At 63.4% G+C, this 21,672-nt stretch carries 27 protein-coding genes; 8 read left to right on the top strand and 19 right to left on the bottom strand.

Going from position 1 to position 21,672, the window contains the following annotated elements:
- Nucleotides 1-46 precede the first annotated feature (46 nt).
- Nucleotides 47-619 carry an MOSC domain-containing protein gene (locus tag J7I79_RS01235; protein ID WP_214949254.1) on the top strand — a complete coding sequence of 191 codons (573 nt, stop codon included), beginning with the start codon at nt 47-49 and terminating at the stop codon, nt 617-619.
- 71 nt (nt 620-690) lie between these two features.
- Here J7I79_RS01235 and J7I79_RS01240 read toward each other — a convergent pair whose 3' ends face one another.
- The 6 genes from J7I79_RS01240 to J7I79_RS01265 all read right to left on the bottom strand — a co-directional run bounded on the left by J7I79_RS01240 (nt 691) and on the right by J7I79_RS01265 (nt 5,818).
- Nucleotides 691-954, bottom strand: coding sequence for a hypothetical protein (locus J7I79_RS01240; RefSeq protein ID WP_214949255.1), 264 nt, complete (start codon nt 952-954; stop codon nt 691-693).
- On the bottom strand, nt 951-1,754 hold the full coding sequence (locus J7I79_RS01245; RefSeq protein ID WP_214949256.1) for a putative hydro-lyase: 804 nt from the start codon (nt 1,752-1,754) through the stop codon (nt 951-953). Before J7I79_RS01245 ends, J7I79_RS01240 begins: the two co-directional genes overlap by 4 nt.
- Nucleotides 1,751-3,124 (bottom strand): MFS transporter, encoded by a 1,374-nt coding sequence (locus J7I79_RS01250; protein WP_214949257.1) that lies wholly within the window; start codon nt 3,122-3,124, stop codon nt 1,751-1,753. Before J7I79_RS01250 ends, J7I79_RS01245 begins: the two co-directional genes overlap by 4 nt.
- A gap of 270 nt (nt 3,125-3,394) precedes the next feature.
- Nucleotides 3,395-4,072, bottom strand: a complete 678-nt coding sequence (locus J7I79_RS01255) for a GntR family transcriptional regulator (RefSeq protein WP_214949998.1) — start codon at nt 4,070-4,072, stop codon at nt 3,395-3,397.
- A 190-nt stretch (nt 4,073-4,262) separates the two neighbouring features.
- The gene (locus tag J7I79_RS01260) at nt 4,263-5,120 is read right to left on the bottom strand and encodes a LysR family transcriptional regulator (protein WP_214949258.1); all 858 of its coding nucleotides are present in this window, start codon (nt 5,118-5,120) and stop codon (nt 4,263-4,265) included.
- A 110-nt stretch (nt 5,121-5,230) separates the two neighbouring features.
- Nucleotides 5,231-5,818, bottom strand: a complete 588-nt coding sequence (locus J7I79_RS01265; protein WP_311380490.1) for a nucleotidyltransferase family protein — start codon at nt 5,816-5,818, stop codon at nt 5,231-5,233.
- A 43-nt stretch (nt 5,819-5,861) separates the two neighbouring features.
- Here J7I79_RS01265 and J7I79_RS01270 point away from each other — a divergent pair, with 43 nt between their 5' ends.
- From J7I79_RS01270 to J7I79_RS01285, 4 genes are all read left to right on the top strand, one after another.
- The gene (locus J7I79_RS01270) at nt 5,862-6,386 is read left to right on the top strand and encodes an adenylyl-sulfate kinase (protein ID WP_214950005.1); all 525 of its coding nucleotides are present in this window, start codon (nt 5,862-5,864) and stop codon (nt 6,384-6,386) included.
- Nucleotides 6,387-6,460: 74 nt separating this feature from the next.
- Nucleotides 6,461-6,859, top strand: coding sequence for a GNAT family N-acetyltransferase (locus tag J7I79_RS01275; RefSeq protein ID WP_214949260.1), 399 nt, complete (start codon nt 6,461-6,463; stop codon nt 6,857-6,859).
- A 149-nt stretch (nt 6,860-7,008) separates the two neighbouring features.
- A complete protein-coding gene (locus J7I79_RS01280) occupies nt 7,009-7,182 on the top strand; it encodes a CsbD family protein (RefSeq protein WP_214949263.1) in 174 nt (57 codons plus the stop codon).
- Between the two features lie 182 nt (nt 7,183-7,364).
- Nucleotides 7,365-7,613 carry a hypothetical protein gene (locus tag J7I79_RS01285; RefSeq protein WP_214949266.1) on the top strand — a complete coding sequence of 83 codons (249 nt, stop codon included), beginning with the start codon at nt 7,365-7,367 and terminating at the stop codon, nt 7,611-7,613.
- 32 nt (nt 7,614-7,645) lie between these two features.
- Here the strand turns inward: J7I79_RS01285 and J7I79_RS01290 are convergent, their stop codons facing one another.
- Entirely contained in the window at nt 7,646-7,945 is a 300-nt protein-coding gene (locus tag J7I79_RS01290; RefSeq protein ID WP_214949268.1) for a DUF6221 family protein, read from the bottom strand.
- 299 nt (nt 7,946-8,244) lie between these two features.
- On the opposite strand from J7I79_RS01290, the gene J7I79_RS01295 reads away from it, so the two are divergent.
- Together J7I79_RS01295 and J7I79_RS01300 are read left to right on the top strand one after the other, a co-directional pair.
- On the top strand, nt 8,245-8,679 hold the full coding sequence (locus J7I79_RS01295) for a hypothetical protein (protein ID WP_214949270.1): 435 nt from the start codon (nt 8,245-8,247) through the stop codon (nt 8,677-8,679).
- Between the two features lie 29 nt (nt 8,680-8,708).
- Nucleotides 8,709-9,101 carry a VOC family protein gene (locus J7I79_RS01300; RefSeq protein ID WP_214949276.1) on the top strand — a complete coding sequence of 131 codons (393 nt, stop codon included), beginning with the start codon at nt 8,709-8,711 and terminating at the stop codon, nt 9,099-9,101.
- Nucleotides 9,102-9,195: 94 nt separating this feature from the next.
- Here the strand turns inward: J7I79_RS01300 and J7I79_RS24065 are convergent, their stop codons facing one another.
- The 11 genes from J7I79_RS24065 to J7I79_RS01355 all read right to left on the bottom strand — a co-directional run bounded on the left by J7I79_RS24065 (nt 9,196) and on the right by J7I79_RS01355 (nt 19,560).
- Nucleotides 9,196-9,423, bottom strand: coding sequence for a hypothetical protein (locus J7I79_RS24065; RefSeq protein ID WP_251042251.1), 228 nt, complete (start codon nt 9,421-9,423; stop codon nt 9,196-9,198).
- On the bottom strand, nt 9,420-10,085 hold the full coding sequence (locus tag J7I79_RS01310; protein ID WP_214949278.1) for a GPP34 family phosphoprotein: 666 nt from the start codon (nt 10,083-10,085) through the stop codon (nt 9,420-9,422). Before J7I79_RS01310 ends, J7I79_RS24065 begins: the two co-directional genes overlap by 4 nt.
- A 42-nt stretch (nt 10,086-10,127) precedes the next feature.
- Entirely contained in the window at nt 10,128-10,766 is a 639-nt protein-coding gene (locus J7I79_RS01315; RefSeq protein ID WP_214949279.1) for a GPP34 family phosphoprotein, read from the bottom strand.
- A gap of 103 nt (nt 10,767-10,869) precedes the next feature.
- Nucleotides 10,870-11,430, bottom strand: coding sequence for a TetR/AcrR family transcriptional regulator (locus tag J7I79_RS01320; RefSeq protein WP_214949280.1), 561 nt, complete (start codon nt 11,428-11,430; stop codon nt 10,870-10,872).
- Nucleotides 11,431-11,434: 4 nt separating this feature from the next.
- Nucleotides 11,435-11,917 carry a sugar O-acetyltransferase gene (locus J7I79_RS24545; RefSeq protein ID WP_214949281.1) on the bottom strand — a complete coding sequence of 161 codons (483 nt, stop codon included), beginning with the start codon at nt 11,915-11,917 and terminating at the stop codon, nt 11,435-11,437.
- A 31-nt stretch (nt 11,918-11,948) separates the two neighbouring features.
- Nucleotides 11,949-12,704 carry an SDR family NAD(P)-dependent oxidoreductase gene (locus tag J7I79_RS01330; RefSeq protein WP_214949282.1) on the bottom strand — a complete coding sequence of 252 codons (756 nt, stop codon included), beginning with the start codon at nt 12,702-12,704 and terminating at the stop codon, nt 11,949-11,951.
- A 28-nt stretch (nt 12,705-12,732) separates the two neighbouring features.
- Nucleotides 12,733-14,493 carry a hypothetical protein gene (locus J7I79_RS01335; protein ID WP_214949283.1) on the bottom strand — a complete coding sequence of 587 codons (1,761 nt, stop codon included), beginning with the start codon at nt 14,491-14,493 and terminating at the stop codon, nt 12,733-12,735.
- A gap of 75 nt (nt 14,494-14,568) precedes the next feature.
- Nucleotides 14,569-16,323 carry a DUF5605 domain-containing protein gene (locus J7I79_RS01340; protein ID WP_251042252.1) on the bottom strand — a complete coding sequence of 585 codons (1,755 nt, stop codon included), beginning with the start codon at nt 16,321-16,323 and terminating at the stop codon, nt 14,569-14,571.
- 41 nt (nt 16,324-16,364) lie between these two features.
- Nucleotides 16,365-17,249 carry a carbohydrate ABC transporter permease gene (locus tag J7I79_RS01345; RefSeq protein WP_214949284.1) on the bottom strand — a complete coding sequence of 295 codons (885 nt, stop codon included), beginning with the start codon at nt 17,247-17,249 and terminating at the stop codon, nt 16,365-16,367.
- The gene (locus tag J7I79_RS01350) at nt 17,249-18,217 is read right to left on the bottom strand and encodes a carbohydrate ABC transporter permease (protein WP_214949286.1); all 969 of its coding nucleotides are present in this window, start codon (nt 18,215-18,217) and stop codon (nt 17,249-17,251) included. Before J7I79_RS01350 ends, J7I79_RS01345 begins: the two co-directional genes overlap by 1 nt.
- 86 nt (nt 18,218-18,303) lie before the next feature.
- Nucleotides 18,304-19,560 carry an ABC transporter substrate-binding protein gene (locus J7I79_RS01355; RefSeq protein WP_214949288.1) on the bottom strand — a complete coding sequence of 419 codons (1,257 nt, stop codon included), beginning with the start codon at nt 19,558-19,560 and terminating at the stop codon, nt 18,304-18,306.
- A gap of 281 nt (nt 19,561-19,841) precedes the next feature.
- Here J7I79_RS01355 and J7I79_RS01360 point away from each other — a divergent pair, with 281 nt between their 5' ends.
- Nucleotides 19,842-20,876, top strand: a complete 1,035-nt coding sequence (locus J7I79_RS01360; protein ID WP_214949290.1) for a LacI family DNA-binding transcriptional regulator — start codon at nt 19,842-19,844, stop codon at nt 20,874-20,876.
- A 290-nt stretch (nt 20,877-21,166) separates the two neighbouring features.
- Here J7I79_RS01360 and J7I79_RS01365 read toward each other — a convergent pair whose 3' ends face one another.
- Nucleotides 21,167-21,493: a hypothetical protein gene (locus J7I79_RS01365; RefSeq protein ID WP_251042329.1), complete on the bottom strand. Its 327-nt coding sequence runs from the start codon at nt 21,491-21,493 to the stop codon at nt 21,167-21,169.
- Nucleotides 21,494-21,672: the final 179 nt, after the last annotated feature.

Here is a 21,672-nt window from a genome sequence, read left to right on the forward strand (position 1 = left end):
GCCCATCCCGGTGCGCAGGCGCCTGCGATGGGGATAGTTTTGAGGTATGACGGCAAGCTACCGGTACGACGTTGAGGTCCTTCATCTGCTCGTATCTCCGGCGCACGCCTATTTTGGCCGCGCCCGGGAGGGTGCGGCCGACGTTCCGACAACTGACGCCGACCACGTCGAACTGGTGGCCGGCAAAGGCATTGTGGGAGACCGGTTCTTCGGCAAGGCCGCGCACATGGATGCAGCGGTCACGCTGATCGCGGTCGAGGCCCTCGAAGCCATGGCCGCGGAGCTTGGGACCGGCCCCTTTGACCCGCTGCTGACGCGGCGCAACGTGGTCCTCCGGGGCGCCCACCTCGCCCCGCTGCTTGGCGGCGAGTTCGCTCTGGAATCGCGCGGTGACCTCGTGCGGCTCCGGGCCGGCAGGCCGGCCCACCCCTGCGCCTGGATGGATGAGATGCTGGCCCCGGGCGCCCATAAAGCGATGCGCGGGCGGGGCGGCGTTCGCTGCCAGCCGCTCTCGGACGGCATCCTGCACCGCGGGCCCGCCGTACTGATCAGCCCGGTGCCCCTCGACCCCGAAAGTGCCGGCACGCCCGCCCTGCTGCATCCATCGCGGCTGCCCTGACAGTCCCTCACGCGTCAGTAAGCGGACGACGGCGGGAAGTCCCGCCGTCGTCCGCTCGCCGTTTGCTGGCCTTACAGTCGGTGACGCTCCGGAGCTGCCCACCGGGCGTCTCCGGAATCGGCTTTGCTCGCCGGTTGGCCTGCGTACGTCCAGACGCAGGGCCGGCCGCCATCGCTCGGGAAGAGCTGGCCTTCGTACAGCGAGATGCTCGCTCCCGCCGGGCTCTGCCAGACTCCGGTCAGTTCGCAGTGGGTGCCGGTGGCCTGCCGCCGCGGCGCCGAGAGGTTGATGATCCTGCGTGCCCGTTTCTCGGCAACGGGAAGTCTCTTCTTCACGATGACGCCCCTGCCGATTCCCGGTACGTGCTTTCGGGAACATCAGTGATGAACATGTAGCCGGGGGCGTGGCTGATGGCAAAGGAGGGCGTGGATGCCATCACCGCGCTCTGCGGTGTCACCCCGCAGGCCCAGAAGACCGGCACTTCCCCCGGCCGGATCTCCACCGCATCGCCGAAATCGGGGCGGTTGATGTCGGCGATGCCGAGGTCCTCGGGCGATCCGACGTGAACCGGGCTGCCGTGGACCTTCGGTACTTCCGATGTCACCCTGATGGCCGTTTCGACCAGTTCGGGCGGCATCGGCCGCATGGAAACCACCATCGGGCCGTGGATCCGCCCGGCAGGGGTGCACTCGACGTTCGTGCGGTACATCGGGACATTCCGGCCGGTTTCGGTGTGGCGGAGCGGGACGCCCGCACTGGCAAGCGCGGCCTCGAAGGTGAAGCTGCAGCCGATGAGGACGCCCACCATGTCGTCACGCCAGACCGATGAGACGTCCGTGACTTCGTTGGCAAGTTCGCCGTCCACCCACACCCGGTAGGCGGGGATGTCACTGCGGATGTCGGACCCTGCGGCGAGGACGCTCCCGTACTTTCCCGCCGGGATGATGTCGATGACCGGGCAGGCTTTGGGATTGAGCCGGCAGAATTCGATGAATTCGTCGGCGTAGTCGGCCGTCACCGCTATCAGGTTCGCCTGGGTGTAGCCATCGCTCCATCCGGAGGTGGGGGTGACCAGGCCGTTGCGGAACTTCAGGCGTGCATCGGATGGGGCCAGGAGGGCGCTGTCCTTGCTCATCGGGTCCCGCTCTCAACGACTTCCGTGGCCGGCTCGGTTGAAGACTGCAGGTACTCGTCGTCCTCGGCAACATTGGAGTCGCGGCCGAGGGCCAGGCCCACGAGAGTCAGGAGGCAGGCGACGCTGAGGTAGATGGCCACCGGGACCCAGCTGTCATAGGTGCTCAGCAGGAGGGTGAACATGAACGGAGCGATGGCCCCGCCAATGATTCCGGCGAACGTGTAGGCCAGTGAGCTGCCGGTGGAGCGGAGCCGCGGCGAGAACTGCTCGACGACGAATGCTGCCTGGGGTCCGTACATAAACGAGTGGCAGAGCAGGCCAAGCACGATGCCCACGATCAGCATGACCGGGGACCGTCCTTCGAGGATGATGAAGAACAGGTAGGCCCAGACGGCGGCGCCAACTGCGGCGATTGCGTAGACCAGGCGGCGGTTGATGCGGTCGGAGATGGCGCCGGCGAGCGGCATGGTGAAGAGCTGGAGGGCTGACCCGATCAGGACGGCGACGAGAACCTGGCCGCGGTCGAAGCCGAGCTCCTGGATGCCGTAGGTGAGCGTAAAGACTGTGCACATGGCGTAGAGAACGTCCGGGCCAATGCGGCTGAGCATGGCGGCGATGAGGGGCCGGCGCTGGGTGGCCAGCACTTCGCGGATGGGGGCCTTGGGCTTGTCGCCCCGGGCCTCCATGGCCTTGAAGATGGGGGTGTCCTCGAGCTTGAGCCGGATCCAGAGGCCGAAGGCCACAAGCAGCGCGGAGATCAGGAAGGCGATGCGCCAGCCAAAGCTCAGGAAGTCTTCTTCGGACAGGGTCAGGGTGAGAACGGCGAGTGCACCGTTGGCCATCAGGTTGCCGGCCGGCGGGCCGATCTGCGCGGCTGATGCCCAGAAGCCACGGCGTCGCGGGTCGCCGAATTCGCTGGAGAGCAGGACCGCGCCGCCCCATTCGCCGCCGACGCCAACACCCTGGGCGAAGCGGAGGAAAACGAGGATGGCGGGGGCGATGACGCCGATGTTGTCGTACGTGGGCAGCAGGCCGATCAGGAACGTGGCGACGCCGATCAGCATGAGCGTGATGACCAAGATCTTCTTGCGGCCGATCTCGTCCCCGAGCCGGCCGAAGATGATGCCGCCGACGGGCCGGGAAATGTAGCCCACGGCGTAAGTGGAGAAGGCCAGCAGGGTACCCGTGACAGGGTCCGAGGCCGGGAAGAAGATGAGCGGGAAAACGATCGCGGCCGCGGCGGAGTAGACGGCGAAGTCGTAGAACTCCAGCGCGGTTCCGGTCAGGCTGGCCGCGAATGCCTTGTACATGCCCTTGCGCCCTACAAAGGGTTTCGGGTCAGCGGGGGCCATTACTGATGGAGTGGCCATTTGTACCTCCATGAAGAGTGTGGATGTCATCCGGGTGGGGGCGGATGGTGTTTGTGCGCCTTTCTGTCCGGGCCTGCGGCGTTGCAGGTCGAGGCATTCGGGCGCCTGTGCGGCTACCGTGATTGGCTGCGGAAGTCGGGACTACGAGCAATTGTTGGATTGTTGAACAATCCGAACTTGTTGAACAATTTACGCGACGCAGATCACACCGTCAAGGGGTTAAGGGTGATTCGGTCGTCGCGGCAGTTGCCGGATTTAGGGCGGGAAGCGCTACTTCGAAGCGTCAGGCCCGGACGCGTGAACCGCCGTCTGGTGCTCTTCGGACCGGACGAGGTAATCGGTCAGGCGGTCGGCCGCGAGCTCTGTGTCCCCGGCTTCGAGGGCCTTGCAGATCTGTTCGTTGTCTGCCAGCCAGTCCCGGTAGAACCCGCCGTCAACAGCGGCCTTGTGGAAGAAGAGCCGCATCTCGGCAAGCACCTGCGACATGATGGTGTTCAGCCGTTCGCTGTCCGCCATGGCCACCAGGGCGCCATGGAAGTGCTGGTTGGCGCTGCCGAGGCGTTCGCTGTCCCCCGCGGCGGCTGCACTTTTGCCTTCCTCGACGGCGGCCCTCACCAGGGCGATGCTCTCGGGACTGCCCCCGCCGCGGACAGCGCTCACCTCGATGGCGCGCCTGACGGTGTAGACGTCGTGGATGTCCTTCGCGCCCAGGCTGGCAACGAAGACGCCGCGGTTGGGCTCGCGGACAACCAGGCGCTCGCTCACGAGTTCGGCGAATGCCTCTCGGACAGTGTTGCGGGAGACCCCGAGCTCGTCGGAAAGGGCCTCTTCCCTGAGTTTCGTCCCCGGCGGCAGCGCGCCCTCTGCGATCTGAAGCCGCAGCTCCGCAGCCACCCTGGCCGCCACCGACGGCACTGCGACCCGCAGCCTGGACGCCCCGCCCGGCATCCCAGTCCCGTTCCGCGGGCCACCCGGGAGTTCGCGGAAGGAGGGAGTTTCGGCGTTCGGGTTGAGGGTGGCCATACCCTGAATCTACCCCGGGCCATCAACAATCCCTTTGTTGAATTGTTCAGTTGCGGCATGAACGACGACGACGGGACCTCCCGTCGTCGTCCGCCTTGCCTTTGGTGCCGCTCCCCTACAGAGCCGGGTGGCCAGGGATGAACGCTTCCTGGGCCAGCCGGGTGAAGTCGGCGACGAGAACCGAAGGGTCGTCCTTCCAGGACGCAAGGAAAACGGAAATCGGCGGGGCGTCGCGGACCGGCCGGTATGCGATCCCGGGTCGTGGATTCTGCGCAGCCGTTGCCTCGGAGGACATGCCGATGGCCTGTCCCGTGGAGATAAGCGTCAGCCATTCGTCGACGCCTTGCACCAGCCGGACCGAGGCCGGCCGGGCGGCGTCGGACCAGAGGTCTTCCGTCGTGGTTCCCGTGCGGTGGTCGACGGCAATCGTTCGTCCCGCGAAGTCGGCCAGGCAGAGGAAGCGCCGCCGGGCGAGCGGATCAGCCTTGGCGAGGGCGCCGTACCGGGCCTCAGTTCCGATGAGCGTGGACGCGAAGCGGTGGTCATTGAGGTGGCGCCTGACAATGGCGACGTCGACGGACCCATTCGCAAGGCCGCCCGTCGGGGCGTTGGACTGCACCCAGATCAGGCGCACGCCCGGGTGTATCTCCTCCCATTTCCGCTGCAGGGCCACGGTGCGGCGGCCCAGCGCCGACCATGCATAGCTCACCCTGAGCTCGCCACCCTGGTCCTGGGCTGCGCGTTCAAGCAGCGCGACCTGGTCAAGGACGCTCCGTGCATGCTCGATGATCCGCTCCCCGGCGGCCGTCGGGGTGACCTGGCGGGTCGTTCTTTGCAGAATCCGCAATCCAAGGGCCAGCTCCAGGGCAGCGACGGACCGTGACACTGCAGCCTGGGAGGTGCCGAGGGCGATAGCCGCGTCCGTAAATGTCTGGGAGTCCACCACGCTGGCCGCAGGTTTGGGAGTCTTCATCCTTGTGTTGCCGAGACCTAGCAGCGACTTCGTCGGGATTGCCATCGGCATGGCAGGTGCCGCGGGCTGGGCGGCGCACATCCATCTGGCTGGCCGGCCGCAGGCCGTCCCTAAACGTTGACCGCAGGCCAGGGCTGGATGTTGAGTGAGGGCCACTCCGTGCTCCACCGTTTGGTCTTGTCCAAGTACACGTCCCTGGGGGCAAGGACAGGGTTGGGCACCACGTTCCGGCCGAAGAGGTCGTCGTAACCGTGCGGTGCGTACGTCGTAACGCCGCCGTGTTCGTCGGCCGTGACTGCGAAGCAGCAGGTCTTCGCTGCGAAGTGGTCTATCGCGTCGACAGTGCTGGTGAACGGCACCGCCGGGACGCCGAAATGCTCCTCATACCAAAGGTGGACCCGGGCTTCGTTGCGGACTTCGACCTCCGCATCCAGGTCCTTGAACAGTTCCCGCGCCCGGTGAATTACCGCATCTTCCGCGTCGTAGGAGGTGTCTTCGTCAAAATAGAACAGATCGTAGTCCCGGATGCCGGCTCCGGGGTTTCTGCCGTCCAGCACGTTCCAGACGGTCTGGAACAGTGCACCCGCTGTCAGCCACCAGTCCGAAACACCCAGCGCCGGCGCCAACTGAAGGATCTGCCGGTTAATCGGGTTCCTTTGGATATAGGTCAGAAAGAGGCGCTCATCATCGGAAGTCACCAGCCAATCGTGCCCCAGCCTAGGCAATACTCGAGGGGTGAACATGCAGAGTGAGGTTCTTTTCATCGGCGGCCGGTCGGGTGTCGGCAAGAGCTCCGTGGCGTTTGAACTCCACGCGCAGCTCGCCGCCCTGAACATCAAACATTGCGTGATCGAAGGGGACAGCCTCGACCTGGCCTTTCCCCAACCATGGGAGCAGCACCTGGCCGAGCGCAATCTGGCCGCGATCTGGGCAAACTACCGGGATCTTGGCTACCGGCGGATGATCTACACGAACACGGTTAGCGTCCGATACACCCAGGAATTGGCGGCAGCCATGGGCGACGAACCCAGCATTACTGCTGTTCTGCTGACCGCCACCGATGAGACATCCTCAGCCCGGCTGCGCGGTCGCATCCTGGGGAGCGACTTTCAGGAACATCTTGACCGCAGTATTGCCGCCGCGAGGGAACTGGAGCTCCAAACGCCGCGGTGGGTCCATCGATGCCCGACGGACAACCGCAGCGTCCAGGCCATTGCTGCTGACCTCCTGCCGCTCACGGGCTGGACCGCCAACCCGGCCGACTAGGAAATATCGCTCCCATGTCTCGGTCTGGCAATTCACAGTCCCGGTGACGGGTCGTGTCTGCAATGCTGTTCAGCATGACGATTGCTTTGAAATGGCGCGGAGCGTTGACGAACGAAGAAATCAATCAGCTGCACGCTGAGGGCTTCGATCACGCTTACGTTGAAGACGACTGGACTGACCGGCTCTCCCGCCTCAGCCTGGGGTGGGTCACGGCCCGTGACGATCAAGGGCTGGTCGGCTTCGTCAACGTGATCTGGGACGGCGACGTGCACGCCTTCATCGAAGACACTTTGGTGGCACACAGCGCACGCCGTCAGGGCGTCGGCAAAAGACTCCTCGCCGTTGCCACGGAACAAGCCCGGGAGGCGGGCTGCGAATGGATCCATGCCGACTTCGACGATCACCTGAAGAGTTTCTACTTCGACGCGTGCGGGTTCCGGCCCACCAATGCTGGTCTGATCCAGCTCCGCTAGCAGCGCCGGACGGTGACCCGCCAGAAGGGCACTCTGGCTTCTGGAATTTATACCATCAGTATGCTTAGCATTTGGCCTGAATCGGGTTTACGATGAACTAGTAGCCGCGGGCGGATCGCCGGCGGCAACCAACCGGAGGGAGTATCACCGTGGGTCTGGATGACAAGATTCAAAATGCTGCCGAGAAGCTTGGCGGCAAAGGCAAGGAAGCTGCCGGAGACGCCAAGAATGATCCGGGCCTGAAGGCTGAAGGTCAGGCCGATCAGTCCAAGGCGGACCTGAAGCAGGCTGGCGAGAAGGTCAAGGACGCCTTCAAGGAATAGGCCGGCAACACAAGGAAGGGTGCAAGCCGAACTCGGCTTGCACCCTTCCTTACTGTCCGGCCCCCAGGGCGGCAACCGGATTGATGACCCGGGACGATTGGCCCTATTTGAGGCTGGCAGTTTGGTGCTAAGAATGCAGCAGGTATCCGGAGCAAGAGATCCGGCTATTGATAGGAAGTCCAGTGGATCCGACGACCGCTGCAGGGTATGCCCTCATGTATATGGCGGCAATCGCCGTGATCGTCGTCCTCTTGCTGCCGGTTCTTGTCACGTTTTTCCTGCTCCTGCTTGTGGCCGGAGCAATTCAGATTGTGGTTTTCCTGGTGAAAGTCGCCACCGTCAGCTTGATCAGGGGCATCATCGGGCTCTTCAGAGGTTCGGACGACGGGTCCCAGCCCAAGGACCACCGCGGCGGGCTGGTGCCGCACTGACTGGCAGCCGATCGCAAACGGCGAGATAACTCCTACCCGGAGACGGACCAGCCTTCCTCATACTCAGGGTGCCAGCTGTACACCGAGGCCAAACACATCAGCACGTACTCGCTGGTCCCGCCCATCTGCGACGGTATGTCGGTAACCAACGGTACGTTCTCCAGAATCTTCCGCTTGGCGGCGCACTCGGCCAGCACCCGCGCCGCTGTGAACGGCGAGACTTCGAGGCGGGTCCCGATCACCTGATGACCTGGCCCGATCTCCACCAGTTCCTCCGCGGCCGCCTCGTCCTCGGCAACCCGAGCTTCTAGGAATTCGATGATGTCAGCCATGCCCCCATTCTTCAACGCGCACACAATTTCCGGGAAACCGGTCCGTGTACCGATACGGTCCAGCGGACGACGGCGGGGCCTCCCGCCGTCGTCCGCTTGCGTTGTCGACTGCTTGCTCTTGTCACACAGGCAGGTAGTGAGTAATGTACGGCCCACCACCGGACTTTCGGCGCATCAGGCGGCGCCCGGAACGGCGCTGCCGTCAGGGGCTACACCCCGTACATATAAGACGCCCAGTGACCGCGCTCACCGACAATGCGGAACACAGGACGCCACGCTTCCATTCAAGGGAGAACCTGATGTTAGGCACCAGAAGCTGCCTCGCCGCAGCTGTTGCCGCCATGCTTGTGACCACAGCCAGCCCCGCGCAAGCAGCCCCCGCCACGCTCGTGAGCGCCGGGCCGGGAATCCTCGTCGCCGACGGCGCCGCGGTGGATGTTCCCGTCACCTTCGTGTGCGACACCGACCCCGCCTTGATCATCGCAATTCCCGTCGTCCAAGTCACCCAAAGGGTCAGCGACGGACGGATCGCCGGCGGCGGCGGAAACGATCAGCTCAGCTGCACCAAGCAGGCCCAAACAGTCACCATACGAGTGGTTCCAAACATGATGGCGTTCAACGAAGGCGCTGCCGCGGCTTCGGTCTACCTGCAAACCTGCAGCGCGCAATTCCAGTGCACCACGGTCATCAACAACATGGAAATAACACTCGCCAAACCAGCCGGCGTCGGGTGACCAATCGAGCTCGGAAAGAGGATCTGGAAATGCCCAGCGACCCTACGGACATGGTCAGCGTCCGGTACATGGTGGACGATGTCGGTGCGGCGATCGACTTTTACACCAAGCACCTCGGGTTCACCCTGAGGATGAGCGCTGCACCGGCGTTCGCCGACGTCGCCCGCGGCCAGCTGCGGCTTCTGCTGAGCGGGCCAACCAGTTCGGCGGGCCGGTCAATGCCGGACGGCACGGTGCCGTCACCGGGAGGATGGAACCGCATCCACCTCATCGTGGACGATATCGCGGCCGAGGTGGACCGGCTGCGCGCCGCGGGCGTCACGTTCCGGAACAACATTGTCACCGGTCCGGGCGGTCAGCAGATCCTGCTGGAAGATCCGGCCGGCAACGTGGTCGAGCTATTCCAGCCCGGTCCTTCTTAACGAAGCCAGGCGGATAGCGCGCAACAACCGATAGGACGACGGCGGGACGTCCCGCCGTCGTCCGCGTGCGTTTGCTTCCGCTCCCCCCGCCGACCTACGCGTCGAGGAACCGCAGGAGGAACGGGACCGTGGCGTGCATCGTCCGGAGATCCCCGCCGCTGGCGGCCTGCTCACCGAGGTAGTCACCGTGGCCACCGGGGACGATCAGCAGCCGGGCGCCCGGGATGAGGAGCAGCGGCGGCCGGCCGGGCACCTCCCGGCCGTGGACCTCGTAGTACGTGCGAAGGCCGTTGTTGTCCGCGAAGCCGTGGGTGAAAGTCATGCGGCGTCTGCCAGTCCCAGTCTGATCAGGCGCAGTTCGTCCTCCACTGCACGGGAGGGCCAGTGGTTCTTCACTAGCTCGCGTGCCCGGTTCTGGTCTGCTTCCGGGAAAAGCCTGGCGAGCAGCCCGGCCGCCTGGAGCAGCGCGATCAGTGCTGTGGTCCTGGCATCGGGCGGCGTGGCTGCTGCCGGCGTGGCACCTGACGGCCTAAGGCCGAGTGCGGTTTGGATCGTTTGCAGGAGCGCCGCTTCCGGAGCGTGGTCCTTCTCCGGGTAGCGCGTGGACTTAAACAGACCAAGGTGTTTTTCGCCGACGTGCTCCACGATGCCCAGCGACGCCATCCCTTCGTACACACGGTGCACTTCGCCGCGGCCCTCCAGCATGGAGACCCACCGCTTGGGAGTGTGTGGCCGTGATTTTTCCCGGATGAGTTCCAGCTCGTGCTGGAAGTCCGATTCCGGGGCGGCCCCGATAGCCCGGACATGCTTACCCCGCGCCGCGATGGCACCGAGCAGGTCCAGCTCAGCCAGGATTGCCCCTGCCACCGTGGTCCTCAGTACGTACGCCGGCAGTTCGGGTTCGCCGTCCTTGTCGTTCGTTGCCAGCAGGAGGAAAGCCTGGGGAAGGCTTAGGTCCTCGGCCTTCGGTATCGCAGCGTTCATACCTTCATGGTGGACCCGTTGGGCAGCGGCCACAACGGCCGCTTAGGTGGCGGCTTCAGCCTCCGCCAGCCTGATCATGCGCAGTTCGTCCGTCACCGCACGGGACGGCCAGTGGTCCTTCACCAGTTGCCTGACCCGGTTCTGATCTGCTGCTGGGAAAAGCCTGTCGAGCAGGCCTGCGGCCTGAAGCAGGGCGATCAGTGCCGTGGTCCTGGAATCGGACAGCGAACCGCCGAGCGCGGCTTGGATCTTCTGCAGGATGGCTGCTTCCGGGGCGTGGTCCTTCTCCGGATACCGCGTGGCCCCGAACAAACCGAGGCGTTTTTCGCCGACGTGCTCCAAGATGCCCAGCGACACCATCCCCTCGTAAACACGGTGCAGTTCGGCGCGGCTCTCCAGCATCGAGACCCACCGCTTGGGAGTGTGGGGCCGCGACTTGTCCCGGATGAGGTCCAGCTGGTCTTGGAAATCCGGTTGCGGGGCGTTGCCGGTAGCCCTGAGGTGCTTCCCCTGCAGTCCGATTGCACCGCGGAGGTGCAGCTCAGCCAGTATTGCCCCTGCCAGGGCGGCCTTGAGCACGACTACCGGCAGTTCAGCTTCGCCGTTCTTGTCGTTCGTGGCTAGGAGGAGGAGGGCCTGGGGAAGGCTCAGCTCCTCGGCCTTCGGTGTTTCAGCGTTCATAGGATCATGGTGGCGCAGTTGGGCACCCACCACAACGGCGATTCTCAGGATAGGACGACGGCGGGACGTCCCGCCGTCGTCCGCTCGCGTTTGTCGGCAGAAGTCAGTGATCCCGGGAGGAGACGGGAGTGGTAATCCGGGTGACGGCTTCCGCCGTCACCGCCCGGTCATGCTGCTCGGTATCCAAGGCTGCGTGCAGGAAGGAACCTTCGATCAGCGCGTCCAGCATCCGGCAGGTGACCGGGTCGAAGTGGCGGGCCAACGAGGTGCGGCTCTGCCGCATCCACGCGTGGGTGATGGCGCGGTAGGCCGGGTCCCGGGCCGCCAGCGTGTACAACTCCTGGGTGAGAACCAGCTCACGGGGCGACACGTTCAGGTCCTCGTGGACCAGATCCACCACCGCTTCCCGTGCCTCTTCCATGGTGTGGGCCTGCAGCAGGCGTGCTTCGAAACGGGCGGAGATGGCGGTGGCGAAGCGGGTGAAGGCCTCGTGCAGCAGGTCCTCCATGCCGCTGAAGTGGTAGGTCATCGATCCCAGCGGCACATCGGCCTGGGCGGCGATCTTCCGGTGTGAGGCTCCGGCCACGCCGTGTTCGGCAATCACGTCCAGGGCCGCATCGATAATCCGATCGCGGCGTTCCGGGTCAAAGCGACGCTGGACCATGAGCCTAGATGGAGCGCACGACGCGGGCGGGATTGCCCACGGCCACCACGTTGTCGGGGACGTCCTTGGTGACCACGGCGCCGGCTCCGATCACGCTGTTCTCCCCGATTGTCACGCCGGGCAGAACTATGGCTCCGCCGCCCAGCCAAACGTTGTCCTCAATGGTGATCGGCTCGGCGGCCTCCAGCTTGTCCCGACGCGGCTGGGGGTCCACCGGATGGGTGGGGGTGAGTAGCTGGACGTTCGGGCCGATCTGGCAGTCACGGCCGATCGTAATGGCGGCGACGTCCAGGGCGGTCAGGCCCGAATTGATAAACGTCCCGGCTCCGATGGTGATGTAGCTGCCGTAGTCCACCGACAGGTGAGGCCGGACGTCGACGTTCTCCCCGAGGTCTCCCACGAGCTCCTCAAGGATGGGCCGCGCCGATCCCGGGTCCTCGACGTAGGCCGCGGCGTACCGGTGCGGCGGGACTTCTGCCGCCGTCACGGTCCCGGAAACGTTGTTTGTCGTGGGGCTGTCAGAGTGCCGTCAGGCCGCCGTCGACGGTGAAGAGGCCGCCGGTCGCGTAGGCCGATTCATCGCTGGCCAGGAAAACCATAATCCCTTCGACGTCGCCGGCGGTGCCTGCCCGTCCGAGCATCGTGGAGTCGACCAGGCCGGCCCGGCTGACTGGATCGTCTGCGATGGTCTGCACGAGAGGGGTCTCGGTGTAACCGGGCACCACGGTGTTCACGCGGATGCCTTCTCTGGCATAGTCGGCCGCGACGACGCGCGCAAGCCCGTGGACGCCGGCCTTGGAGCTGGAGTAGGCGGTGAACGTCTGCCCGCACGCGACTACCGCGGTGGGGCTGCCGGTGCAGATGATCGATCCGCCCCGGCCCTGGAGGGCCCGCACCGCGTGCTTGAGCGTCAGGAACGCCCCGCGGTGGTTGATCGCTACGGTTTTTTCCCAGACTTCCAGGGAGAGCTCGCCTACTTTGGCGTCCTGGCCAAAGAGTTGGACGCCGGCGTTGGCTACGACGATATCCAGCGAGCCGCCGGTGGCGATAGTGGCGTAGGCGGCTTCCACGCTGGCCTCGTCAGAGATGTCCATCGGAAGGGCCACGGCACTGTCGTTGCCTGTGGAGGCGGCTGCTTTTTCGGCAGCTTCAATGTTGATGTCGGCGAAGTACACCCGGGCACCTTCGGCAGTGAAGCGCTGTGCCACGGCCAGGCCAATGCCTGATCCGGCTCCCGTGACGAGAGCGGTCTTGCCTGCAAGCCTGTTGGACATCATGTTCCTCATTTCGTGTTTGGTGGATTCAGCCCAGCAGCCGGGTTTGGACCGACCAGGCAGGAATGTCGAGGGTGTGTGTGTTGCCGCCTTCGAGCCTGACGGCCGTGCTCAGCGTCTCTTGCGTGAGGTTCGCGGCAAAGAGCAGCACGCCGGCGTCGGCAGTGACCGGGTAGAGAACCAGCCCGGGGACGGGGCACTCCACCTCTAGCACTTCGGCGCCGCGCAAGGCCGCCAGTTTCTGCAGAAGGTGGAATGCCGGCGTCGGGGTGCCAGCGTCGGTGAGAAGACCCCTGGTTCCGCTGGCCTCGAAATAGCTGACTGATTCCACACCGGGCAGGGTCAGGGCCGCAATGCTGCCCAGCAGCCAGGCGGCTGTGAAGTCTTCCGCCTGCAGCGGGTCGGTGGTCATTTCCTCGATGGTCCCCGCGTCATAAGCCCCGTCGGTGGAGACGGCGTTGAAGCGGGCCTTGAGGGTAATCGGGCCAATGTGAAGGGGCTTCCCCGCCCCGATCCGGAGGGCGTTCAGCGCAAGTAGCCGCTGGATCGGGAGGCTTTCGACGACGTGGGGTACTTCGGTCGCGTGCATCTGGGGTGTGATGCTGTAGGTGATGGCATCGGCGTTTGACGGGACAGAGTCCCGCCGACGGTTAAGCTCTGTGAAATGGGAGCGGGCCCCGACTAGGAGTGCGCCAGTGAAACCGCGCCGCTGCGCTTCGGAGTGCAGCTCCTCCCACAGGTCAGGCTCTGTGACGTGGCTGCGGGAGCTGAAAGCGCCGATTCTGACTGCGTTTTCCAAGGGCAGCAGGTCCATCACGGCCCGAATTTCCCCAGGGCCGGTCGCGATGATCCTCACGTCCAGCGCAGCTGCCAGCTCTGCTGCCTGCTGCACGGCATGCCCAAGGATCTGGGTGGCTGAGGCGGTGTCATCTCCCGGAACTTCGACGATCAGGGCGCCCAGGCCGGGTACCTGGCTGAGTCTGACAGCAGACAGGGACGACGACGTTCCCAAGGCGGGTACGCGGCCTTGGGCCTGTCCGCACACCGTCACCACCTCGGCCGAGGGTCCCGGGGAAGGAGCTTCTGCCGCCTGGTCTGCTGGTGCGGCCTGGTCTGCTGGTGCGGCGGTCAGACGAACGCTCTGGTGCACTCGGTCTCCGGCATGCACGGTGACGGGGAAAGGACGTGACAGCGGCGTGCTGTAGGTCTTGAAGGAGGCGTCGGTCCAGTTTCGCTGATCCTCGGTTTCAAAGATGTCGCCGCTGAATTCGAGGCCGAAGGTGGTGCCGTCGCGTTCCCAGCTCATCGCTGCAATGTCCATGAAGGGCTGGTGCGGTCCGATGGCCGTAGGAAATACGAGCTCGCTGCGGCTCTGGTCGGGCGCAGTGATGGTGACGTTGCGCCCGGCGTCGTCGGGTCGGTGCAGGACCACCAGTCCGATGCGGTTGCTGCGCAAGTCGCCGGGCGCGACACCATCAAAGGTCACTGTGAGGTCGTCGCCGAAAATCCGGACAGCCAGCTCTGCACGGTACTCGGGGCCAAATCCGGCGAACGCGACGACGAGCCGCAGGGTAAACCTGCCGTCGTCGTTCCAGGTCGTTGATTCGACAATGGGCGCCAGCGTCCTCCAGTCGTGGTCGCGGACCACGGGCCGGATGGCCCTGAGCACGGGATGCCCGCGGTATTCGATGTCGGCCAGTTCATCCCCGCGCAGTTGCAGCCGCCACGGGCCGGTTTCAATCGTTTTAGCCGGTGCAAGGAGCCGGGATTGGTTCTCGGCGAGGATCACGTTTGTGCTTTCGGTCGGGATGGGCGAAGTATGGCCGGCCGGGGACAGGGAAACCCGCCCCCGGCCGTCAAGGCGTCAGGCCTCGACGCGAAGCCGCACGGCAATGTACTGCCGGCCAGGCAGATCTATGCGGAAGCGGCCTTCGAAGGTGCCGGGAAGGGTTTCCACGGTCATGTTCCAGGTGTCGATGACGTCGATCTGGAACCGGATGCCCGGAGGCATGACGAACCGCCGGTACGTGGGCTGGTTGAAGCCGAAGTAGATCAGCTCGTACTGGTCCTTGATGCCGGCGCTGGGCGCATCCCAGTGGCCGGGGAGTGGCTCGAGGTGGCCTGCGGGGCTTTCCTCCAGGATGCGGCGCAGGAATCCGATGCGGTCCGGGCTGGTGCCGTGCAGCTTTCCGCCTTTGGCCCACCAGAGGATGTCGTCGGGGTGGACGTAGGTTTCGCCGTGTCCGACGTAGCCGCCGCGGATGGCACCTTCCCAGAACCGCCGCGTCATCTCTTCGCCGGTGATGTTGCCCCAGCCCTGGTCGATGTTCCCTTCGTAGGCGCATTCATCGATGACGACGGGCTTCTGCCATTCCTGCCGCCACTGGGTGGTCATTTCGGCGGTCTTGTAGATGTCCAGCCGCTGAATGCTTGCGTGCGTGACCCAGGGGCGGGAGTGGTCATACATCTGGCGGCAGTTGTGGATGGAGAGCAGGTGCTTGTTGGGGTCGTTCTCCTGCACGATCGCGGCGAAGCGTTCCCAATCCTCGATTGTCTTCTCGAACATGAGGTCGAATTCGTTGGCCAGCGACCACCAGATGTTCCGGTGGGACGCCAGCCGGGCGGTGACGTACTTGACGTACAGGTCATCCGCCGCGGCGTTCATCGTGGAGAAGCCCCACCGGTCGTAGGCATGGAAGAGGATCAGGTCTGCCTCGATGCCGAGCTGTTCCAGTTGGCTGATCCGCTTCTCCAGATGGTGGTAGTAGACGGGGTTGGGCCGGGAGTAGTCGAAGCCGTCCTCGAGGGTCCCCTCATAGGGGTAGATCCCGGGCTCGTTTTCGTTGAACAGGTAGGACTTGGGGAAGACGCACATGCGCATCTTGTTGAAGGGACCGCTTTTCAGGGACTGCAGGGTCTGTTCTTCGCGGGCGTCGCCCTGATGGGTCCAGACGTAGGAGGTTGTGCCGATCGGAAGGTAGGGTGTTCCGTCGTCGTAGGCGAAGTGGAACGTGTCGGCCACTCGGACCACGCCGCGGGCATCCGGTGAAGCGGCCGCCGCGGTGAAGCTTCCGGTGATGGCTTCCAAAGACTTGGCGTTGCTTCGGGTGATGAAGGACCACTCCCCCTCTGCCGGGACAAGCAGCCGGACAAGGTATGTCCCGTCGCCGTCGTAGAAGCCGGGAACCGTGAGCGTTTCTCCTCCGGAGGTGAAGTCCGCGGTCAGGGTGACCTCCGTGAACGGGTTGCCGTGGGAGGGGCCCTGCAGGGTGATCTCGTATCGCTGCCATTTCCGTCCCTTGGCCGCGAAGTCTGCTTGGGCGCTGCCACGTTCCACCGATTCGGACTCGTAGCCGGCAGCCGGTTCGTTGTTCCGGTCGGAACGGTCGGGCGCCGGTGAAGGCTGCAGGGCCTCGATCTTTGCGAGGATCTCGGCTTTCTTAGCCGGGTCGTTGCGCAGGGATTCCTCGGTGCCGAGGATCAAGCCGAGCTGATAGTGGTACAGGGTGTGGAGCAGCGGGTTGGCCGCGAGCTCGGGCACGTGGTGAGCCAGGATCTCGTGTCCGGCCGGGTCACGCATGACCTCGAAGAGCGGGGTCGTTGCGGTAAAGGTCGCCATGATGGCCTTTCTGCGTTGAAAGTTGTTGCGAATGTGCGGTGTTAGCCCTTGACGGCGCCGCTGAACATGCCCTCGACGAAGTAGCGCTGGAATAGCAGGTACACGATGAGCACCGGGAGGATCGACATGATCGTGAAGGCGTTCAACGGGCCGTAGGAGCTGGTGAACTGGGACTGGAAGCCCTGGATGGCCAGCGGAATTGTCTGGGCTGCCTGGTCCTGCAGGATCACCAAGGCGATGGCGTATTCATTCCAGGTGGCCACGAAGTCCAGGATGAACAGCGCGGCGAGAGCGGGCTTGGACAGGGGAAGGATGATCTGCCAGAAGAGGCGCCAGTTGCCGCCGCCGTCCACGCGGACGCTTTCGTCTATTTCCTTGGGTATGGCGCTGAAGAAGCCGTGGAGGATGAAGATCTGGATGGGCAGCCCGAACCCGATATACGGGAGGATCACGCCGAGCGGGCTGTTGAGCATGCCCAGGTCCAGGATGATTTTGAACAGCGGTCCGAGGGCGACCTGGATCGGAACCATGGAACCCAGCGCGAAGGCCCCCAGAATCAGTTTGCTGTGCCTGAAGCGGATCCGGGACAAGCCAAAGGCCGCAGCTGCTGAGAAGAGCAGGCCCAAGGGAACCTTGATGGCGGCAATGAGGAGGCTGTTGCCGCCGGCGGCAAGGAGGTTTCCAGTCTCCAACGCATCGGCGTAGTTCTGCCATTCGGCGGCGGCAGGCAGGGAGAAGGACGAGGTGGAGAAGATCGCGGCTTCGGATTTCAGTGAAGTGAACATCACGAAAATCAGGGGCATGGCCCAGATGACCATGGTGACGGCCAGTGCGAGCCACAGTCCGACCCTGACGTAGTCGACACTGGGGCGTGGGCGCGAGGTCCCGTGGGCGTGCTTTGCGGGCCTGAGAGTGAGGGTGCTCATCAGTCTTCGTTTCCTTTGGTGGACCAGATCAGGTAGGGGATGACAAGGACAAGGGTGATGGCGAGCAGCACCGTGGCTATCGCATTGCCCATTCCGAAGTCGTGCTGGAGGAATGACTGGGAGTAGGACCAGAGTGCCAGCACCTGTGAGGATTGGGCGGGACCGCCGCCGGTCATGCCGACTACGAGGTCGAAGACCTTGATGGAGTGCACGATGGTCAGCACCATGACGACCACGATGGTGGGGCGGAGGGCCGGGAACGTGACGTGGCGGAAGACCTTCCAGTTGTTGGCGCCATCCAGGCGAGCCGATTCAACGAGTTCCTTGGACACGCTTTGCAGACCGGCAAGGAAGAGGACCATGTTCAGGCCGGCGATCTGCCAGACGAACGCAGCGAAGATGGCGTAAATGGCCACCTTGGGGTCGCTGAGGAAGGTAACGCCTGAACCGTCGCCGAGATGCCAGGCCTTTGCGAGTTCTGAGAATACGCCGTAATTCGGGTTGTACATCCAGCGCCACATGTTCGCGATGGCGATCGGCGCCAGCACCCCCGGGATGTAAAAGACGGAGCGGAAAAGGTTCCGGCCGAAGATCGGGCGGTTCAGGGCCAGCGCCATCACCAGGCCGAGGGTGGTTGGAATGACCAAAGACAGGAGAACCCAGATGACAGTGTTCTGCAGGGCCGTCCAGAACACCGCGTCCTGGGTGAACAGACGGACATAGTTCTGGAACCCGACGAACACCTGCGGGTCAGTGTTGAAGCCTGACCATTCGTAGAGGCTCAGGCGCACCGCGCTGACCATCGGGCCGATGACGAAGACAACATATGCGGCCAGAGCAGGGGCAAGGAAGGGCAGGGCTGCGATGAACCCACCGCTGACAAGGCGCTTCAGGAGTGGTTTCTTCGGAGGTTGCCGCGGAACAGGAACTGGGTGCGTCTGGAGGCGCGTGGCTGTGAGCTTAGACAAAAGAGTCGCCTTTGATCTTTGGATCGGTCATGGGGCTGAAGGGTGGGACCGTGCGGAACACACAGCCCCACCCCTGAGCGAAGGAGCTATTTGCTCGTATCCAGGAACTTCTGGAACTCTGCCCCGGCCTTGGCCGGGTCAAGACCGCCGGTGGCAACCAGATTCTGGATGCGCCAGTACTCAGTGGTCTGGGACTGGCTGAGGTTCTGGTCGTTGTTCATGTACAGGCCCTTGGCGTTGGCGAAGATGCCCGCCCAGGACGTGCTGAGTTCGTCCGTCTCGGTGGGCTTGACTTCCTTGTTTACCGATTGCGTCGAGAACGTACCCAGCGTCTCCTTCTGGACCGGGGTGGACATCATGAAGTCCAGGAACTTGGCCGCTGCATCCGCGTTCTTGCTGTCCTTGGTGACGTACATGGCCTGCTCGAAGCCGTACATGCGGCCTGTACCTGTCGGCAAGGGGAACACGCCGAAGTCCTCGACCTTGGCCTTGTCCTTGATCTGGGAATTGAACCAGTCGCCTTCAAGGGCCATCGCTGCCTTGCCGCTGAAGAAGAGGGCGGAGGACTCGTCATTATTGATGCCGATGAAGCCGGGGTTGAAGTAGTCCTTTGACCACTTTTGAAGGTTCGTGAAGGACTCGGTCACACACTCTTCCTGACCCCAGTTCGCCTGCTTGGTGACCAGCTTGTCGAAAGTCTCCGCCCCGCAATAGCCCTCGAGGAAGGTATCGAGCAGGCGCATCACGTGCCAATTGACGGTTCCGCCGAACTGGATCGGCGTGATGCCGGCGTCCTTCAGCTTGGCAGCGGCGTCGTTCAGCTCGTCAATGGTCGCTGGCAGTTTCGTGATGCCAGCTTGTTCGAACAAAGCCTTGTTGTAGTACATGGCCTCACCGTTGAGCTTCCAGGGCACACCGTGGAAACCGCCGTATTGTTTGACCGGCTCAAGGGCGGCCTCCGTGAACCGGCTCTCCCACTTGTACTCGGTGTACCGGCTGGACAGATCGATGCTGGCGTTGTTCTTGACCAGTTCCCCGCCGAGGCCTGGACCTGCCCAGAAGTCGTAAATGTCCGGCGCCGCAGAAGTACCAATCGCGGTGCGCAGGGCGTCCTTGTGTGCGTCCACAGCACGATTCGTCTTCTTAACCGTGATGTCAGGGTTGGAAGCTTCGAAATCCTGGATGATCTTGTCTTGGGCCTTCGCCGCAGTCGGGGAGCTCGGGTTGATCACCCACCAGTCCAGCTGGGTTTTGCCTGAGGCATTGGATCCTGAGCCGGCGGAACAGCCGGCCAGCACAGCAATGGCCGTAAGAGCAACAGCGCCTTTGGCAAGCAAACGCATCGTCGCGTCCTTTCGTAGGGGTAATTGAGGGTGCTTCGTCACGGATATCTCGGCGAACCCTGCTGAGAACGCCGCGTATGTGACCTGACCCACAACGAGTATGTGGGTTTACGATAACTCACGTCAACCGGTTGACCAATTATTAATGAAAAGAGAACTTGGGGTCTCCCAGGCGCCAGCGAAGCCGCAACACCGTTTTCGACCATTGGTGGGCGCGAACGCAACGTATTCGTGGGTGATCGTAAACTTTTGATGAGTAGTAGCTCTGGAAGAGGAGACGGGTGACAAAAGTACGGACCGCGGCACGGCCGAACATGGCTGATGTCGGCAGACTGGCCAACGTCTCAAGTCAGACGGTTTCGCGCTATTTCACCGGTGTCGGCTATGTGCGGGCCGAGACGCGCAAGCGGATTACCGATGCAATCGAACAACTTGGGTACGTCCCGAATCAGTCCGCCCGCGCGCTTCGCACGAGCAGGACAAACTCTGTCGGCGTTTTAGCCATGGGCGCCTTCAACTACGGGAGCGCAGGCGTGCTCACCGGATTGGGACTTGCGGCACGCGAGGCCGACGTCACCCTCACTATCGCTCAGCTTGATCTCGACTTCGAAGCAAAAGACTGGGAAGTCGAGGCGCGACGAGCACTCGCGCACTTCAAGTCGGTACAAGTTGACGGGATTGTGCTGTCCACACCGCTACCGGACGTCGACAAGCTGCTCGCCGATTGGGACCAGTCAACGCCCCTGATAACGGTCTCCGAGCTTCCGTCGGCGGACGAAGGCTCCGCGGGCACTCACTCGTACGCTGCCGGCTGGGAAGCGACCCATCATCTCATCGAGTTGGGACACCGCGACATAGTCCATGTCGCTGGCCCTTCGACGCGTAATGAGGCACGCGAGCGTGAGCGCGGCTATCGCGACGCCATGCAGAGCGCCGGCCTGACCCCCCATGTCCTCGATGTAGCAAACGACTGGTCCTCGGTTTCTGGATATCGCGCTGGCGAGCTGGCGGATCCGGCCACGTTCACGGCTGTCTTTGCAAGCAACGACGAGATTGCCCTCGGCTTCATAAGCGCCTTGGAACGGCGCGGCACCAGGGCACCGGAGGATTTTTCAATCGTGGGCGTTGACGATATGCCTGCAGCCGCCTACTTCTCGCCTCCGTTGACCACAATGAGGCTTGACTTCCGGGCACTGGGCGTTGCCACTTTCAAGATGCTCCACCACCAGATCCTCACAGGAGAACGCGCCCAGCACTACGTCGTCGAGCCCGAGCTCGTGATCCGCGAGTCGACGGCACGCATCGCACGGCCTTAGCGTCACGGCCTTGCAGTGACGGCTAGATCTCAGGCAGATTTCCGGCCGTCCTCAACGGAATATGTCATCTCCCAATTGGGATTCTCACTCTGCGCAGTTCATTGTCCTCTTATCATTTCTAAACCAAGTACATATCCCGAAAAGATGGAATTAGCCTCGGCTTCTTGGCCACACAGTCTGTGGGGATTCCGCCAGCCCGCCCCTTCATGGCTTGCAGGGTTTTGTTTATCAGGCTGCCAGTGGCAAATCGAAAAGATTCTCGGCAAGGCGGATTAGATGGCGCGGCGCGTCTAATTCCTCACCGCACTCCCGTGGCCTAGGAAAACCGCCGTTCCATTGAAGGCGTCCTCGAGATAGACGCCGGCTTCTCGGATGAGCACTTCGGCTCTGACGTTCGGAGGCATGCGGTTTGCCCCGTCGTTCAGGTAGACATGCCAGTCTGCGCCAGTCATGGATTCGATGTTTCCCGCAACCAGTTTCTGCAGTGCTGCTGTGCCTGTGTCCACGGTTTCGATGCGCACCGGTTGGGTGAGGCGGGCTGGAACGATGAGGGCGTTGTAGGTGGCGTGTTCATGGGCTAGCGCTGGTTTTTGCGCGGCTTTACGAACTGAATTCACTAGTTTCGTTTTTTGCCGTTTTGTCGGCACGTTTTTCGAGAATAGATTTCCCCGTCTTCTTGGCGCTGACGCTCCTTGGCGATTTTCCTGACAATGGAATCACACCTTTCTGTGCTTTGTACCTACCCGATACCATACACACTTCTATTTTTTATGCCAGTTTCCCGAAAAGCACCACA

It is taken from the genome of Arthrobacter sp. ISL-69 (assembly GCF_018613775.1).
Lineage (GTDB): Bacteria > Actinomycetota > Actinomycetes > Actinomycetales > Micrococcaceae > Arthrobacter.

Bases quoted from the DNA above. Each gene is read 5' to 3' on its own strand.
- J7I79_RS01235 (WP_214949254.1), top strand. From the start codon at position 47: ATGACGGCAAGCTACCGGTACGACGTTGAGGTCCTTCATCTGCTCGTA.
- J7I79_RS01245 (WP_214949256.1), bottom strand. From the start codon at position 1,754: ATGAGCAAGGACAGCGCCCTCCTGGCCCCATCCGATGCACGCCTGAAG.
- J7I79_RS01250 (WP_214949257.1), bottom strand. From the start codon at position 3,124: ATGGCCACTCCATCAGTAATGGCCCCCGCTGACCCGAAACCCTTTGTA.
- J7I79_RS01255 (WP_214949998.1), bottom strand. From the start codon at position 4,072: ATGCCGGGCGGGGCGTCCAGGCTGCGGGTCGCAGTGCCGTCGGTGGCG.
- J7I79_RS01260 (WP_214949258.1), bottom strand. From the start codon at position 5,120: ATGAAGACTCCCAAACCTGCGGCCAGCGTGGTGGACTCCCAGACATTT.
- J7I79_RS01270 (WP_214950005.1), top strand. From the start codon at position 5,862: ATGCAGAGTGAGGTTCTTTTCATCGGCGGCCGGTCGGGTGTCGGCAAG.
- J7I79_RS01275 (WP_214949260.1), top strand. From the start codon at position 6,461: ATGACGATTGCTTTGAAATGGCGCGGAGCGTTGACGAACGAAGAAATC.
- J7I79_RS01290 (WP_214949268.1), bottom strand. From the start codon at position 7,945: ATGGCTGACATCATCGAATTCCTAGAAGCTCGGGTTGCCGAGGACGAG.
- J7I79_RS01295 (WP_214949270.1), top strand. From the start codon at position 8,245: ATGTTAGGCACCAGAAGCTGCCTCGCCGCAGCTGTTGCCGCCATGCTT.
- J7I79_RS01300 (WP_214949276.1), top strand. From the start codon at position 8,709: ATGCCCAGCGACCCTACGGACATGGTCAGCGTCCGGTACATGGTGGAC.
- J7I79_RS24065 (WP_251042251.1), bottom strand. From the start codon at position 9,423: ATGACTTTCACCCACGGCTTCGCGGACAACAACGGCCTTCGCACGTAC.
- J7I79_RS01310 (WP_214949278.1), bottom strand. From the start codon at position 10,085: ATGAACGCTGCGATACCGAAGGCCGAGGACCTAAGCCTTCCCCAGGCT.
- J7I79_RS01315 (WP_214949279.1), bottom strand. From the start codon at position 10,766: ATGAACGCTGAAACACCGAAGGCCGAGGAGCTGAGCCTTCCCCAGGCC.
- J7I79_RS01320 (WP_214949280.1), bottom strand. From the start codon at position 11,430: ATGGTCCAGCGTCGCTTTGACCCGGAACGCCGCGATCGGATTATCGAT.
- J7I79_RS01330 (WP_214949282.1), bottom strand. From the start codon at position 12,704: ATGTCCAACAGGCTTGCAGGCAAGACCGCTCTCGTCACGGGAGCCGGA.
- J7I79_RS01340 (WP_251042252.1), bottom strand. From the start codon at position 16,323: ATGGCGACCTTTACCGCAACGACCCCGCTCTTCGAGGTCATGCGTGAC.
- J7I79_RS01345 (WP_214949284.1), bottom strand. From the start codon at position 17,249: ATGAGCACCCTCACTCTCAGGCCCGCAAAGCACGCCCACGGGACCTCG.
- J7I79_RS01355 (WP_214949288.1), bottom strand. From the start codon at position 19,560: ATGCGTTTGCTTGCCAAAGGCGCTGTTGCTCTTACGGCCATTGCTGTG.